Source organism: Shewanella sp. LC6 (assembly GCF_006385735.2).
Lineage (GTDB): Bacteria > Pseudomonadota > Gammaproteobacteria > Enterobacterales > Shewanellaceae > Shewanella > Shewanella xiamenensis.
This window is the reverse complement of sequence record NZ_CP043902.1, coordinates 4,151,146-4,166,130: the sequence shown is the minus strand read 5'-3', so window position 1 is coordinate 4,166,130 and position 14,985 is coordinate 4,151,146. Positions and strand designations below refer to the sequence as shown.

Genomic DNA, 14,985 nt, shown 5'->3' with positions numbered 1-14,985 from the left:
GTTATAAAAACGGGATGGGTCTTAATGTACCAATCCCGTTTTTTTATGCTAACAACAGCCAGATACGACATTTTGCCATTCGCTACTGTTTGCTGCTGTGAGAGAGTAATACAGTCTTATACCAAGCAATTAAGAATCACACTAAATGGCAGTAATCCCATCAATACGCAGCCTTTGATAAAATGTTTTTGCCCCATTCCTCATTAGCAAAGCGGCATCTAGCTAACTTCAACTTCAATATGTTGACCCAATTTTAGTAATGCTACAGAGCTCTGGCCTTATCAGTTTTACCCAACTGCAATAACGTTTGCCAATGCGAAAATGTGGTACGAGTATTAGCCTGAATATAAAACATGGACACCCAATCTTAATAGCGAGGTAGCTAACCTCCGACTATGCTTTGGTTAAGCATTGAACAAGGAGGTTTGTATGCCGCGCCCTCGCCGAACTCAGATAAGTCTTGAAGACACTCCCTTTTACCATTGCTGTAGCCGCGTGGTGCGGCGTGCATTTTTATGTAGCGATGATACCTATTCGGGTAAAAACTATGACCATCGCCGTGGTTGGGTAGAATCGCTACTGTTTGAACTTGAAGCTGTTTTTGCTATTGATGTGGCCGCGTTTGCGGTGATGTCGAATCATCTGCATGTGGTGTTGCGGGTCGATATCGACAGTGCAAATCGCTGGACTGACCGCGAAGTGCTTGAGCAGTGGCATAAGCTATTTAAAGGCAATGAATTAACGCAAAAGTTCGCCAGAGGTGAATTGGTTGAAGCTCATGAGGTTAACAGATTAAGGCATTCAATTGCCCTTTATCGCAGTCGATTATGCGACATTAGCTGGTTTATGCGCTGCCTCAATGAACCTATCGCAAGGCAAGCAAATCAAGAAGATAAGTGTACAGGTCGTTTCTGGGAAGGTCGGTTTACCCATTTATTTTATATAGAATCAAGCCCTACTCGATGAAGCCGTGGTATTAGCTTGTATGACTTATGTTGATTACTCTTTATTAAAAGAAAGTCCTATCAGAGCCCAACTGGCTGATACACCAGAACAATCCGACCATACCAGTATTCAACTACGCATTCGGGCGGCGTTTAAAGGTGAGCAGCCGAGCAATCTCCTGCCTTTTATTGGCAACGAGTACGACAACCAACCCAATGGCATTGCGTTTGTCTTAACCGATTACCTTCAATTGCTGGATGATACCGGCCGAATCATTCGCAATGATAAACGTGGATACATCAGTGAAAATAGCGCCAAGTTACTGACCAGATTAAATATCACCCATAAAAATTGGCTCAGGCTGACCACCGAGTTTGGAAAACTATTTCACGGTCCAGTAGGCACATTGTAAGAACTGAGCGATTACCCGACATTCCGCACCTAATTTAGGAATAAATTTGCCGATAGCGTTCACCCAATACCTCCAAAATGATCTGCTGGTCTCCTGTTAGCTCCGTTACTTGTGGCGGAGCGTCTCCCTGTCGATATTCATGGATGCCACCAAAGCGCAAAAAGATCCAACGGGCCGTCGGCTGCTGGGTCGGTTTCTTTTTCATATCCGCCACGCTGCGGTTTTGCTCCATTAATCCCTGCCGGATACGGTGCTCCAACGCGGCATAAATCATCAGGCTACAGGTCATCACCATCAGCAGCGCTTCAATCCGCTCCGGTTTTTTCAGGTACAGTGAGGAGGTTAAAAACTCCGGGCTCTTGAGAAAACGAAAGCCTCGTTCGACATTCTGCTGCGCTTTATAGGTGGCGAGTAGTTCGGCCATGGTCAGCGTATCGCTGTGGTCATTGGTCGCCAGGATGAACACACCGGTCTGGTTGCGAGCCTCTTCAACGCAAGCCAGGCTAGTTGCCGCCAACCCACGGATTTGAAACTGATGGCCAATTGGCTCTTCGCCACGCTTGGGTCTGCCACGCCCTGCATAAACGGGTTCACTCACCACCTCGGCATCCAGTTGCAGCAGCATCAAGCTGGCGGTAAAACGACTCAACTCAGCTTGGGCATCCGCCTCACAAGCAAAGCGTCGGGCACACAATTTGGCGAAGGCTTTGAGCTCGCGAGTACTGTCTTTGAGCAGGTTTTTGGCCAATGTCTGCTGCTCGCGATGGCTGGCCTGTTCGCTGCGCACCAGCAACCAGCGCTGCGCGACGCCGGCATAATTGGCACCTTGCCAACGGCCATGATAGCCATTGCCCAAGGCAGTCAGAGGTTGCGCGCCGATTGTTGCTACGGCCTGCTTGGCCTCGTTCAACGTGACAGGTACCCGGGTGACAAACAGTTGCTGCTGTTGCGCCAGCAGTTGCAAAGTATCGGCGCAGTACAGTGCGGCATCGCCGACCAGATAACGACTCTCCTGCGCAGCCTTGAGGCTGCTCAAATGGCGACGAACGGTCTGGGCAAAGGCTTTGGTGTCATTACTATTGCCGCTCAGGGCCTGCATATAGACAGGTAGCCCGGCCTGATTTTCACAGATGAGCTCAAGGATCACCTGGTTCAGCTCTGGCCGGTGATCGCGACTATAACCACGCACCAGTTGCAGCTTACCGAGCGGTTCCCCATCGTTGCAGTCATAGGCGCCATCGACGTGGAAGCTGGTGATATCGAGGTGCACTGCGGTGCTTTTGAGCCCCAGCCGCTCGACAACTTGCGCCGCCATCACCTGATACAAGGCGCTGACATCGGCCTCGAAGAGGGCATCGAGACAGCGACCGAGCACATCATCGTTGAGGTCATCAGCACAGATCCCGGGGCCAATCAGGCGCTCCACCGGCTTGTTAGCGAAGAATTGCGGGAACATGTGCAGGGTGCAGCTGTTAAAGCCGAGACCGTTCACTATCATGGCGACCAAGGCTTCACCATGCGAGACCTTAAAAGGCGGCGTTTTGGGGAGTACGGCATCGATCATGCGGGCAATCCCCAGTTCTTGGCAGAGTGCGGCGACCAAGCCAAGGTGATCGAGGTTACGGATAGAGATAGCGGGAGCGGCCATGATGAATTACCTGCAAAAGAGAGTAATAGATCCGTCATTCCGCAGCTAATTCCAGAATTTAAATAGTGTGATCTGGCGATCAGCTTTTCATAAAAACTACGACACCATCTTGACCGCGATCGACAGTTTTGATCTATTACTGCTATTTGACGGTCTCAAAATATGTCTACCCATCCTGTTATTAAACGCTTAGATCACCTTGGTCTCATTGCCGCCTTTTGTCACGAAATTGGCCTGCCACGGATGATAGATGCCGTTATCCCAAAATATTCTGACCACAATGTTTCTCATGGTGACGCGGTATTGGCCATGCTCCTAAATGGACTTGGCTTTCATAGCAGAACACTGCACATGTTCTCGGACTTTTTTAAGACCAAGCCTGTATCTAAGCTACTCGCCAAAGACATTGAAGCACACCACCTGACTGATGATGTACTAGGCCGCACATTAGATGCTCTATACGAAGCCGATGTCTCAGCGCTCTATCAGGTTATTGCTGAGCGTGTTGTTGATAAACTGGGCTTGACGACCGATTCTGTTCATCTTGATATCACTAGCTTCCACGTTGATGGTGAGTATGCACAAGATGAAAACACCAACGTGATTAAGCTTGTAAGAGGTTATAGTCGGGATCATAGGCCAGAGCTTAACCAAGTCGTGCTTGAACTCATCTGTGAAAACCAAGCAGGTATTCCTGTTTACATGCAAGCACTGAGTGGTAACACCAATGATGCCAAGGCATTCGCTGAAGTCACTAAAAGACACATACATTGCCTAAAAGCCGCGCAAAATAGTCGTTACTTTATCGCTGATGCCGCTTTGTACACCGAAGAAAGCATCTCCTCGCTAGATGAGCAAAATCAAAAATTCATTACCCGTGTCCCCATGACCATCAAGCTCGCAAAACAAGCACTACTTGCGCTAGAGCCAGAGCAATTAAGCACTATCGGTCATGGCTACTCAGGATGTTGGATAGACTCGGATTACGGAAAGGTCAATCAACGTTGGTTGCTCGTTCACAGTGAACAGGCCACCAAGCGGGAAGAAATCACTTTCTTCAAGAACTTAGAGAAAAACATAGCAAAAGAAATCAAAGCGTTGGAAAAGCTAAGTAAAAAACCATTCGCTTGTGAAGTTGACGCAGAATTAGCGTTTAACGATTTCAAGAAACAATGTGACTTACTTGGGTTTGAACAAGGCACTCTCATCAAACAGCCGACTTACTCTCATTCGGGCCGCCCAAAGACAGATGAAGCACCGACAGGATACCAATACTTTATCGAAGCCGCCCCCTTCACCGACCTAGAAAAAGTAAAACTGGCTAAGCTCAAAGTAGGCATGTTTATCCTCGCGACGAATGACACCGACAATGAAGCACTCACCATGGCGGCTCTTCTAGCACATTACAAATCGCAACAAAAAGTCGAGCGCGGCTTCCGTTTTCTAAAAAGCCCTGAGTTTTTAACCTCTTCCATCTTCTTGAAAAAGCCTGAGCGCATTGAAGCGTTGCTAATGATAATGACGTTGAGCTTGCTTGTTTACGCTAGTTTAGAACACAAAATCAGAGAACAACTCGCACAAACCGAAGCGTTCTTCCCAAGTATGGTAAAGAACAAGACGACCTCCAGACCGACGGCACGTTGGGTCTTCTTGCAATTCGAAGGCATAGATACGCTAGAGATTAACGGCCAAAGGTTCATCACTGGACTTCAAGATCACCAAACACAACTACTCAAATTACTCGGTAGATTCTATGAGGTAGTTTATTCCTAAATTAGCTGCGGAATGTCGGATAGATCAGAATGACCGATCGCTGTCAAGCACTGAAAATTGCAAAATTTAGGTGCGGAATGACGGATTACTGCGAACATCTCGAAAAGCGACTATGGCACTTTGCGGCAAGCTGCCAGCACTTGCGCTGCAACTGACAACGACTTATATAACTTCGAAAGTAACCCTTGCTGAGTATCCCCTAAGAACTGGGATGATTTACCTCGTCTGAAATACCCCATTTTTTAAGGGATTAGCGCAATTTATTGTCCCGATACTGTCCCTGCGACTTTTGATGGTTCTTTTTTTAACAATGTTAACTTTTACAAGTTGTAGGCAAACTGAAAGTGCATTATGTTATTGATTTATAATGGGTGGTTAGATTTATTTCTTTGATGTAACTCACTTCATTGATTTTAATATGAATATCATAATTCGCGCGCTAGAGGACTTTACTAAGTATATTCAAAATAAAATTGATGAAATTCAAAAAAACCGTTTGGATATACATAAGTCGCCTTACTTTAATGAGTTCAAACTTCCCCATATTACTATCATAAAAAAGCTCTAGAAGATGCAGGGCGAGAGTTTACTGTAAAGGAGTGTCTGGTAGAATTTAATGTATCATCGACAGCCGCCAGAGCGTATTTAGATAAGTTGTCGGATCTTGGGTTGCTGATTAAACATCCAATCAAAGGGCGTCAAATGGGATATATAGCTCCAAGAAACCTTAGGTCACGCCTCAAGATTGAATAGTATTGGTATCAGTGCAAAAACACTTAACAAGAAGGAGAGGTGTCGAGCAGATACCTAATCTAAATTGATCAGCATCTGCAATACTGGACACTTCACTAAGGTACTTTGCGATATTTGAACTAATTCAATGGCAACTAAATTAGCAAGGTTACTGACAAGGTTCTGTCCCATATATTCAGATGACGAAACGGTTGTATGTGGTGTGTGAATTGCCATTGAAGCACCAGTAACCGTTGGCAATATGGCAGCTCATTCACATCCATGTGATCGCTGCATTAGTACATCCTGTACAGCAGATGTCGCCGTCGAGCCTCTGGGCTTTTTGTCAAAGAATGGGATGGCGTGTTACTGGGGAGACAATGGCAATTTCCTTTGTCCTAGTGATAAACAGTTCACACACTTTTTCACAAACGTTTTATTTCGAGAAGTATTGTTCAAGCAAGTCATAACGCCGTTTACTCAATTCCAAACCATTCTACTTTTTCGAAAAATCTAAGCGTGATTTCGCGTTATTCATTTTCAAATTTCCTTGTTATTCTGCCACCATCAGCATTGCCACTGTTTCACGCTGTCATTTGGGGAGCCAAGAGATAGCGAGTGCACAGGCTAATGCTTTACGAGTTAGGAGCATAAAATGAAAGTCTTAGGCCAGTTTTCTGCTAAACCTGCGATGGATGGCGACGGGGTGAATATTCGCCGAGTGGCTGACTTTATCAGCACTCAGTTTGACCCATTCTTGATGATGGATGAGATCAAATCCGATGATAAACAGGATTTTATTGGTGGCTTTCCGCCGCATCCGCACCGTGGGATGGAGACCTTTACCTATATCCGTAAGGGCGGGTTTGAGCATAGAGATCAAATGGGTAACGTCAAAGCGATTCGTGCAGGCGATGTGCAGTGGATGAGCACGGGTTATGGCGTGGTGCATTCCGAAATGCCGCTGGCCGATGCACTCAATGGTCTGCATGGCTTCCAAATTTGGGTCAATATGCCCGCGAAAGATAAACTGCGCCCCGCGACGTATCAGGATACGGCTTCAATCCCAAGCGTTGAAACCACGAATGACACAGGCGCAACCCTTAAAGCCTTGGCGGGTGATTGGGCTTTTGCGGGTAAGAGCGCCATCAGTGCCACCATCCAAGGATTAGCGGGCGAAGCGGCGATTGCCGACTTGATGATTAACGCCAATGGTGAAGCGCTGCTCGATTTATCCAAGCATGAGTTTGCCGCCCTCTATATTTACCAAGGTGGCTTGAGTAAGGGCGAAGGCTCACTGTGGTCATTCAATGAAGGCGAGTTTTTAGTGCTCGATAGCCAAACGCCATTGCAGCTTAAGGCCGATGATCGCGGTGCGGGCATGTTACTGTTTGTGGGTAAACCGATTCGCGAAAAAATTGTGCAGATGGGTCCCTTTGTGATGAACACCCAAGCGGAAATTCAGCAGGCGATTCGCGATTATCAAGAAGGCCGTTTTGGCCAAATCGCTTAATCTGTTAAGTCTGCCGCGCTGAGCAAAACCAAAGCCTTGTATCCCAGCAGGGCTTTTTTATTGCTGTTTACGCCGACGATTTCGATTGTTTAAGGACTTGAGTTTAAGGATTTGAGGTAAAAGTTGCCCGTTGTTGCTACAATAGCGGTACTTTTGGGTTGAGCGAATGCAGAACTGAATTCTTGCCTTACGTAAACCTGAATCTTGATAAACCCGTTTAATCGATAAGTAACGCAATTTTAGTAACCTAGCAGCCGCTTCGTTACCCACCACAGGATATTCGCCTTGAGCAATTCAGATACTAAGCCTACTTCATCACTGGCTTTCTTGACCCTTAAGCTAAAAACCGAACTGCTTGAGAACCTTTCTTCTATGGGCTACAACGAGATGACGCCCATTCAGGCGCAAAGCTTGCCAGCCATTTTAGCGGGCGAGGATGTGATAGGTCAGGGTAAAACGGGGTCAGGTAAAACGGCGGCCTTTGGTCTAGGTTTACTAAATAAATTAGACGTTAAGCGTTTTCGCATTCAAACCTTAGTGCTGTGTCCAACCCGCGAGTTGGCCGACCAAGTGGCGCAGGAGATCCGTACTCTCGCCCGTGGTATACACAACGTGAAAGTATTAACCCTGTGTGGTGGTGTGCCAATGGGGCCGCAAATTGGCTCTTTAGAGCATGGTGCCCATATTATTGTGGGAACCCCGGGGCGGATTGTCGATCACTTAGACCGCAATCGTTTAGATTTAAGCAATCTAAGTATGTTAGTGCTTGATGAAGCTGACCGTATGCTCGAAATGGGGTTCCAACCTCAGCTCGATGCGATTATTGAACAGTCACCACGCGAGCGCCAAACGCTGCTGTTTAGTGCAACATTCCCTGAGCAAATTCAATCGATTGCTAAACAAATCATGTATAACCCTGTGATGGTTAAGGCCGCGGTTACCCATGAAAAAAATACCATCGAACAGCATTTTTATCAGTTAGATGACGATAAGTCGCGCATGCAAGCGCTGCAATTATTACTGTTAGAACATAAGCCAGAAAGTGCCGTGGTGTTTTGTAATACCAAGCGTGAAACGCAAAAAGTGGCCGACGAACTCGAGGGTTTAGGCTTTAGTGTCTTGGCCTTGCACGGCGATTTAGAACAGCGCGATAGGGACGAAACCCTGTTGCAATTTGCCAACAAGAGCGCCTGCGTGCTGGTGGCTACCGACGTGGCCGCCCGTGGTTTAGATATTGATGCGCTAGATGCCGTATTTAACTACCATGTGGCCTACGATACCGAAGTGCACATTCACCGTATCGGCCGTACTGGCCGTGCGGGCAGTAAAGGCGCTGCTTATACCTTTTACAACGATCAAGACGGTTACAAGATCGCCTTACTAGAAGAGTACTTAGATCGAGAAATTACCAGTGAATCACTGCCATCATTAAGCTTGCTTGGCAGTGCGCCTAATGCGCCAACCATGATCACTCTGCAAATCGATGGTGGTAAAAAAGAGAAACTTCGCCCTGGTGATATTCTTGGCGCCCTGACCGGTGATAATGGCATTGAAGGTACGCAGGTGGGCAAGATCCTCGTGACCGACTATCGTGCTTATGTGGCGGTAAACCGTAAAGTGGCTAAAAAGGCACTGAGCAAGATCACCAGCGGCCGCATTAAGGGTAAGTCTTACCGCGCGTGGTTGATGAAATAAACTGCTATTAAGTGAACAAAGAGCGAAGCCAAATGGCTTCGCTTTTTTGTTTTTAGCGCATCTAACTTGATAGTGCCTTGTCATAATCCGAGTGCTTGGTCGTAACTAGCGACACTTGCCATTACGGCATCGGTGTCGATGCAGAGTATGATTGCTAAATGAGGAAAAGGGTGATTTACTTTTTTATTCAATCACATAGTTACTGACATCTTTTTGCCATGGGGTGATGAGGGCTGAGCTGCAATAAATCCCAACGGTTGCCATAGAGATCTTCAAATACGGCAACAGTGCCGTAATCTTGCACTTGTGGCTCGCGAATAAAGTGAATGCCTATTGACCGCATATGCTCATAATCGCGCCAAAAATCATCGGTATTTAAGAATAAAAACACTCGTCCTCCGGCCTGATTACCGATAAATGATTCCTGCTCGGGTTTGGAGGCTTTGGCTAATAGTAGGGCCGTACCATGGGAATTAGGCGGCGCAACCACAACCCAGCGTTTATCTTGCTCGGGTTGATAACTGTCTTCAATCAATTCAAATTTGAGTTTATTAACATAAAAATCAATCGCCTCATCGTAGTCTCTTACTACGAGTGCGATATGGACAATAGTCTGTTCATCTCGGTATCTCGGTTTTTGATCGCGACTACAACCGCTATTGCAATCGCTATCGCAATGGTTAGCGCATTGCCGCGACAGCACAATCAACTCATGGCGAAAGTGAGTGGCTTGAAGTCACTCACTTATTAGCTGCTCATTGTAAAAGCTAAGGGCAAGGTAATCTAAATTGATCTGAGAGTTCATTTAGACGGCTGAGTAACTCAGGGGAGAGGCTGACTTTTAAGCTGTCGATATTCTCTTTTAGCTGGTATAAATCTGTGGCGCCAATAATGTTTGAGCCAACAAATTTACGTGAATTAACAAAGGCTAGCGCCATTTGCGCGGGGGATAGATTAAACTCGCGGGCTAAGTCTACGTAGGCCGCTGTGGCATCGAGTGCCATTTGCGAACCAGTATAACGGGCGAAGCGTTTAAACAGGGTTAAGCGCGCGCCTTCGGGCCATTGGTTGTTGCAATATTTGCCGCTCAGGGCGCCAAAGGCTAAGGGCGAGTAGGCTAGCAGCGGTAACTCTTCGCGGTGGCTGATTTCACTCATGCCCACCTCAAAGCTGCGGTTGAGCAGGTTATAGGGGTTTTGCACTGTGACAATGCGCGGCAGGCCGTGTTTTTCCGCCAGTTGCAGGTACTTCATCAGTCCCCAAGGGGTTTCGTTCGATACACCGATATAGCGCACTTTACCTTGGCGAATGACTTCGGCGAGGGCTTCGAGGGTTTCGAGGATCGGCGTTTGCTGCTCAATCTCTTGCTCGTCGTAAAATAATTCCCCGAAGAAGTTGGTATTGCGATCCGGCCAATGAACTTGATAGAGATCGATAGTATCGATTTGCAGGCGTTCGAGCGAGGCATCAACTGCTTGGTGAATGTTGTTCCAGTCTAGCGCCATGTTTTTGCGAATATAGTCACTCTTGCCACCTGGCGCGGCAATCTTAGTGGCGATAACTAAGTCATCACGGTTGCCACGGGCCTTGATATATTGGCCCAAAATGCGTTCGGTTTCCCCTTGGGTTTCCGGCTTTGGCGGCACAGGGTACATTTCCGCAGTATCAATAAAGTTGATGCCACTGCCTATGGCGTAGTCTAGCTGTGCAAAGGCTTCGGCTTGGGTATTTTGTTCGCCCCAAGTCATGGTGCCTAAACAGATTTTGCTCACCTCGAGATTAGAATGCGGTATGCGTCTGTATTCCATCTATTTCTCCTACGGAAACTATCTTAGTTCGAGGCTATCAAGCTTTTGCTGTAAAGCAAAGGTTAATGCGGCGCTAAGAATGTTAGTGGGTTAAAAATAACCAATGCCTTGTGGGGATTTTGCTAGGTTTATTGCGACATATTGTGCACTAACTCGCCACTGACTCTGGGTTTTGTGCCTTTGCCCCGATTCGGGGTCTAAGAGGGGGATTTTTGTCTGTTTTTATATAGTTAAGTTATTTCTAAAACAGTTATGACGTAATTATGAATTATTTGTTATAAAACTACATTTGAAGTTTTTGTTCAGAATCCGACTCGATCTTCATCACAAAATAATGCAATTTTACGTATATTACTTACGAAATTGCAGCGGAATGTGACGCCACTATCGGATTATCTGTTAACAAACATCTACCCTAAATTTATCTAAAAATTTTCATGGTTGATATTTGTGATGGCAGATTTTTCAAACCAAGTTATAACGATCAAAAAAGGCCTCGACTTGCCGATTTCGGGTGAGCCTAGGCCGATCATCGAACCCGGTAATAGGCCATCCCAAGTGGCCCTGTTGGGTGAGGAGTATGTTGGCTTAAAACCGACGATGTTGGTGGAAGTCGGCGATAAGGTCAAAAAAGGCCAACCTTTGTTTGAAGATAAAAAAACAAAGGGCGTACTGTTTACCGCTCCCGCCAGTGGCGAGATTGTGGCAATTAACCGTGGCGAGCGTCGAGTCTTACAATCCGTGGTGATCCGCTGCAATGGCTTAGACGCCGATGAGCAGATCCGTTTCGATATCCACACCGATTTACAGGCACTTTCTGCCGAGGTGGTTCAGGCGCAATTAGTTAACAGTGGTCTGTGGACTGCGCTGCGTACCCGTCCTTTCTCCCGTGTTCCCGCACTCGATGCCAAACCCGCAGGTATTTTCGTGACGGCGATGGATACCAATCCACTCGCCGCCGATCCTCGATTGATTATTGCCGAGCAGAGCGATGCCTTTAAGGCGGGCTTAGCGGTACTGAGTCATTTAACCGAAGGCAAGGTTTACCTCTGCCAAGATAAGGGTGAGACCTTAGTCGGCGCCGACTTACCTAAAGTGCAAGTGCGCCGTTTTACTGGGGTACATCCCGCCGGATTAGCCGGAACTCATATTCACTTTACCTTGCCCGTGAGCATTGAGCGTCAGGTATGGCACATCGGCTATCAAGATGTGATCGCCTACGGCAAGCTGTTCCAAACAGGTGAACTCTATACCGACCGCGTGGTGGCTTTAGGTGGTCCAAGTGTGCTTAATCCACGTTTACTGCGCACTCAGTTAGGGGCAGAGCTGAGCGCCTTAGTGGCCGATGAGATTAAACCCGGTAATAACCGTGTGGTGTCAGGCTCAGTGTTATCGGGCCATACCGCCCAAGGCGTACATGACTTTTTAGGCCGCTTCCACAACCAGGTATCGGTTCTCGCCGAAGATGCACAGCACCAAGTATTGCCTTGGGTGCGTGGCGGTTCGGACAAATTCTCTATCACCCGTGCGGTAACCTCCCGTTTATTTGGCCTGACTAAATCCTTCGAATTTACCACCCATCAGGGCGGCTCTCAGCGCGCCATGATGGCCTTTGGTCAGCTCGATCGCGTAATGCCGCTGGATATTTTACCCACTCTGCTAGTGCGTGACTTAGTGGTGCGAGATACCGATGAGGCGCAGGCGTTAGGCGCATTGGAGTTAGATGAAGAAGATTTGGCCCTGTGTACCTTTGTGTGCCCTGGCAAGTATGACTTCGGTAAAGAGCTACGTGCTTGTCTAGATGTTATCGAGAGGGAAGGTTAATGACGACACAACCTAAAAAACCTGATTTACAGGACGCCCCTGATTTGCAGCAAGAGTATTACGCCACGGGTAAATCGATGAAGGGCTTTGTGCGCTCATTGGTGATCGCCAGTGGTCGCAGCACTAAGGGACAAGTGCACGTACGTGACGCCATTGACGTAAAACGTACCATGACCTTAGTGGGCCTTTGTTTATTGCCTGCCATTTTATTTGGCTTATATAACGTAGGCTTACAGGCTCAGCTCGCACTAGCAAGCGGCTTAAGCACTCCAGATACCTGGAAACTCGTGCTGTTTAACGCTTTAAGCGGTGGCTTAAGTGCCGAGACAGGCGTGATTGGTTTATTCCTCTACGGCTTAAGTTTTTATCTGCCGATTTACTTAACGGCATTGCTGACAGGCCTGTTTTGGGAAGTGGTGTTTGCCAAGGTGCGTCGCCAAGAATTGCACGAAGGTTTCTTTGTCACAGCCTTGTTATTTACGCTGATTTTACCTGTTTCGATTCCGCTCTGGCTGGTGGTAATGGGGATTAGCTTTGGGGTAGTGATTGCCAAAGAGCTGTTTGGTGGTATGGGATATAACTTCCTTAACCCCGCATTAGCTGGCTTGGCCTTTATCTATTTTGCCTATCCATCTGAAGTCACAACCGTTAAGCAACTGGTTGCCGTGGATGGTTTTTCTGGCGCGACAGCCCTAGCGCAAGCCGCTGCCGGTAAGCTGCAATTTGCCGATTACGCTTGGTACAGTGCCTTTAGCGATCCTAACTGGTGGAATAATTTCTTCGGTTTTACCGTGGGCGCGATTGGTGAAACCAGCACTCTCGCTGTGTTGCTTGGTGGTTTATTGCTGCTGATCACCCGTTTAGCCGACTGGCGCATTGTGGTGGGTGTGATGCTGGGCATGATTGCCACTGCAACCTTGTTCAATGTTATTGGTTCAAGCACAAACCAGATGATGGCAATGCCTTGGACATGGCACTTAGTCACGGGCGGCTTTGCTATCGCGATGATGTTTATGGCGACCGATCCTGTCACGACCTCTTATACCCGCCAAGGCAAGTTCGCCTACGGCGCCTTGATTGGTTTTATGACAATCCTTATCCGTGTGGCTAACCCCAAAATGCCAGAAGGCGTGATGTTAGCCATCCTGTTCGCCAACCTGTGGGCACCGCTGTTCGATTATCTGGTGGCCCGTGCCAACATCAAACGGAGAGTAAAACGTCATGGTATTTAAGAAAGATACTGTGGTGGGGACCATGATCTTCACCATTACGCTCTGCCTTTTGTGCTCCTTTATGATCACCGGTACCGCAGGCGTATTAAAAGAACGCAAACTCGCGAAAAAACGCGATGAGTTACAACGTTATGTGTTGATGGCGGCCGATGTCAATTTAGGCCAAGGTAATGAGTTTAGAGAGATTTTTGCTAAATCCGTTAAGCCATTATTGATTAATCTCGACACAGGCAAAGTGGACTCTGATGCCAATGTACTCGACTTTGACGAGCGCATGGCGGCGATTAACCCTGAAACCTCAAGCGCCCCTAAAAAGGATATCGCCAAAATCAAGACCCGCGCCAACGATGCCCGCGTGTTTAAGGTGTTCGATGATAGCGGCAAATTAACCAGCGTCGTAGTGCCTTTCTACGGTAAAGGGCTATGGTCGATGATCTACGGTTACGTGGCCGTCGAGCCTGACTTTAATACTATTAAAGGCATGGTGGTTTACGAGCACGGTGAAACCCCAGGTATCGGTGACTTTGTGACTGACCCACATTGGTTATCCCTGTGGAAGGGTAAACAACTCTTTGATGAAAAAGGCAAGTTTGCGATGCGCCTCGTGAAAGGCGGTGCCAAAGAGGGTGATATCCACGGTGTTGATGCTGTGAGTGGCGCGACCATGACAGGCCGTGGCGTACAGCGCGCAATGGAGTTTTGGTTTGGCGTCGAGGGTTTCCAAACCTTCTTCAACCAATTAAAGGCATCGGCTGAGCAAGGTGAGTTGGGAGGTGCAAAATGAGCAACAGTTTATCCATGCGGGACATGCTAGCAGGCCCTGTATTTGCCAATAACCCAGTGGCGATGCAAGTGCTGGGGGTATGTTCGGCGCTGGCGGTGAGTAACTCCATGCAGACGGCCGTGGTGATGACACTGGCGGTGACCTTCGTACTGGTGTTTTCTAACCTGATTATCTCCGCCATTCGCAACTTTATCCCTAATAGTGTGCGGATTATTGCCCAGATGACGGTGATTGCCTCCTTGGTGATTATCGTCGACATGGTATTGCAGGATGTGGCTTACGAACTATCTAAGCAACTCTCTGTATTTGTTGGGTTAATTATCACTAACTGTATCATCATGGGCCGCGCCGAAGCCTTTGCGATGAAGTATCCACCGCACTTAGCTGTGGTCGATGCCGTGGGTAACGCGGCGGGTTATGGCTTGGTGCTGATCAGTGTGGCCTTTGTGCGTGAGCTGTTAGGCACGGGCAATCTATTTGGTCATAGCGTGTTGACTACGGTTGAAAACGGCGGCTGGTACTTACCTAACGAGATGTTTAAGTTGCCACCAAGCGCCTTCTTCCTGATTGGCCTGCTGATCTGGACCATTAACGTGATCCAGCGTAAACGCGGTTAAGG

11 protein-coding genes and 1 pseudogene are annotated in these 14,985 nt (G+C 47.6%); 8 read left to right on the top strand and 4 right to left on the bottom strand.

Going from position 1 to position 14,985, the window contains the following annotated elements; all coding sequences use genetic code 11:
• Window positions 1-429: 429 nt before the first annotated feature.
• A pseudogene (locus tag FJD32_RS18685) lies at window positions 430-1,357 on the top strand (transposase).
• A 34-nt stretch (window positions 1,358-1,391) separates the two neighbouring features.
• Here FJD32_RS18685 and FJD32_RS18680 read toward each other — a convergent pair.
• Window positions 1,392-3,005, bottom strand: coding sequence for an IS1634 family transposase (locus FJD32_RS18680; protein ID WP_037431746.1), 1,614 nt, complete (start codon window positions 3,003-3,005; stop codon window positions 1,392-1,394).
• Window positions 3,006-3,167: 162 nt separating this feature from the next.
• Between FJD32_RS18680 and FJD32_RS18675 the strand changes: the two genes are divergently transcribed.
• The gene (locus FJD32_RS18675) at window positions 3,168-4,778 is read left to right on the top strand and encodes an IS1634-like element ISSpu7 family transposase (RefSeq protein ID WP_011787758.1); all 1,611 of its coding nucleotides are present in this window, start codon (window positions 3,168-3,170) and stop codon (window positions 4,776-4,778) included.
• An 807-nt stretch (window positions 4,779-5,585) separates the two neighbouring features.
• Here FJD32_RS18675 and FJD32_RS18670 read toward each other — a convergent pair.
• Window positions 5,586-5,747 (bottom strand): hypothetical protein, encoded by a 162-nt coding sequence (locus FJD32_RS18670; protein WP_181159860.1) that lies wholly within the window; start codon window positions 5,745-5,747, stop codon window positions 5,586-5,588.
• A 418-nt stretch (window positions 5,748-6,165) separates the two neighbouring features.
• On the opposite strand from FJD32_RS18670, the gene FJD32_RS18665 reads away from it, so the two are divergent.
• On the top strand, window positions 6,166-7,023 hold the full coding sequence (locus FJD32_RS18665) for a pirin family protein (RefSeq protein WP_088586085.1): 858 nt from the start codon (window positions 6,166-6,168) through the stop codon (window positions 7,021-7,023).
• Between the two features lie 285 nt (window positions 7,024-7,308).
• Complete coding sequence (dbpA, locus tag FJD32_RS18660; RefSeq protein WP_169547368.1) at window positions 7,309-8,718, top strand: ATP-dependent RNA helicase DbpA; 1,410 nt, start codon at window positions 7,309-7,311, stop codon at window positions 8,716-8,718.
• A gap of 199 nt (window positions 8,719-8,917) precedes the next feature.
• Here the strand turns inward: dbpA and FJD32_RS18655 are convergent, their stop codons facing one another.
• The gene (locus FJD32_RS18655; RefSeq protein ID WP_088586985.1) at window positions 8,918-9,328 is read right to left on the bottom strand and encodes a VOC family protein; all 411 of its coding nucleotides are present in this window, start codon (window positions 9,326-9,328) and stop codon (window positions 8,918-8,920) included.
• A 157-nt stretch (window positions 9,329-9,485) separates the two neighbouring features.
• Window positions 9,486-10,526, bottom strand: a complete 1,041-nt coding sequence (locus FJD32_RS18650) for an NADP(H)-dependent aldo-keto reductase (RefSeq protein WP_069453455.1) — start codon at window positions 10,524-10,526, stop codon at window positions 9,486-9,488.
• A gap of 453 nt (window positions 10,527-10,979) precedes the next feature.
• Between FJD32_RS18650 and FJD32_RS18645 the strand changes: the two genes are divergently transcribed.
• The 4 genes from FJD32_RS18645 to FJD32_RS18630 are packed head-to-tail and all read left to right on the top strand — an operon-like array spanning window position 10,980 to window position 14,983.
• The gene (locus FJD32_RS18645; RefSeq protein WP_088586083.1) at window positions 10,980-12,350 is read left to right on the top strand and encodes a Na(+)-translocating NADH-quinone reductase subunit A; all 1,371 of its coding nucleotides are present in this window, start codon (window positions 10,980-10,982) and stop codon (window positions 12,348-12,350) included.
• Complete coding sequence (locus tag FJD32_RS18640) at window positions 12,350-13,582, top strand: NADH:ubiquinone reductase (Na(+)-transporting) subunit B (protein ID WP_088586082.1); 1,233 nt, start codon at window positions 12,350-12,352, stop codon at window positions 13,580-13,582. The genes FJD32_RS18645 and FJD32_RS18640 overlap by 1 nt, the downstream gene beginning before the upstream one ends.
• Complete coding sequence (locus FJD32_RS18635) at window positions 13,572-14,366, top strand: Na(+)-translocating NADH-quinone reductase subunit C (protein WP_037414594.1); 795 nt, start codon at window positions 13,572-13,574, stop codon at window positions 14,364-14,366. The genes FJD32_RS18640 and FJD32_RS18635 overlap by 11 nt, the downstream gene beginning before the upstream one ends.
• Window positions 14,363-14,983: an NADH:ubiquinone reductase (Na(+)-transporting) subunit D gene (locus tag FJD32_RS18630; protein WP_011621547.1), complete on the top strand. Its 621-nt coding sequence runs from the start codon at window positions 14,363-14,365 to the stop codon at window positions 14,981-14,983. The genes FJD32_RS18635 and FJD32_RS18630 overlap by 4 nt, the downstream gene beginning before the upstream one ends.
• Window positions 14,984-14,985 lie beyond the last annotated feature (2 nt).

Bases quoted from the DNA above. Each gene is read 5' to 3' on its own strand.
- FJD32_RS18680 (WP_037431746.1), bottom strand. From the start codon at position 3,005: ATGGCCGCTCCCGCTATCTCTATCCGTAACCTCGATCACCTTGGCTTG.
- FJD32_RS18675 (WP_011787758.1), top strand. From the start codon at position 3,168: ATGTCTACCCATCCTGTTATTAAACGCTTAGATCACCTTGGTCTCATT.
- FJD32_RS18670 (WP_181159860.1), bottom strand. From the start codon at position 5,747: ATGGCAATTCACACACCACATACAACCGTTTCGTCATCTGAATATATG.
- FJD32_RS18665 (WP_088586085.1), top strand. From the start codon at position 6,166: ATGAAAGTCTTAGGCCAGTTTTCTGCTAAACCTGCGATGGATGGCGAC.
- FJD32_RS18650 (WP_069453455.1), bottom strand. From the start codon at position 10,526: ATGGAATACAGACGCATACCGCATTCTAATCTCGAGGTGAGCAAAATC.
- FJD32_RS18645 (WP_088586083.1), top strand. From the start codon at position 10,980: ATGGCAGATTTTTCAAACCAAGTTATAACGATCAAAAAAGGCCTCGAC.
- FJD32_RS18640 (WP_088586082.1), top strand. From the start codon at position 12,350: ATGACGACACAACCTAAAAAACCTGATTTACAGGACGCCCCTGATTTG.
- FJD32_RS18635 (WP_037414594.1), top strand. From the start codon at position 13,572: ATGGTATTTAAGAAAGATACTGTGGTGGGGACCATGATCTTCACCATT.
- FJD32_RS18630 (WP_011621547.1), top strand. From the start codon at position 14,363: ATGAGCAACAGTTTATCCATGCGGGACATGCTAGCAGGCCCTGTATTT.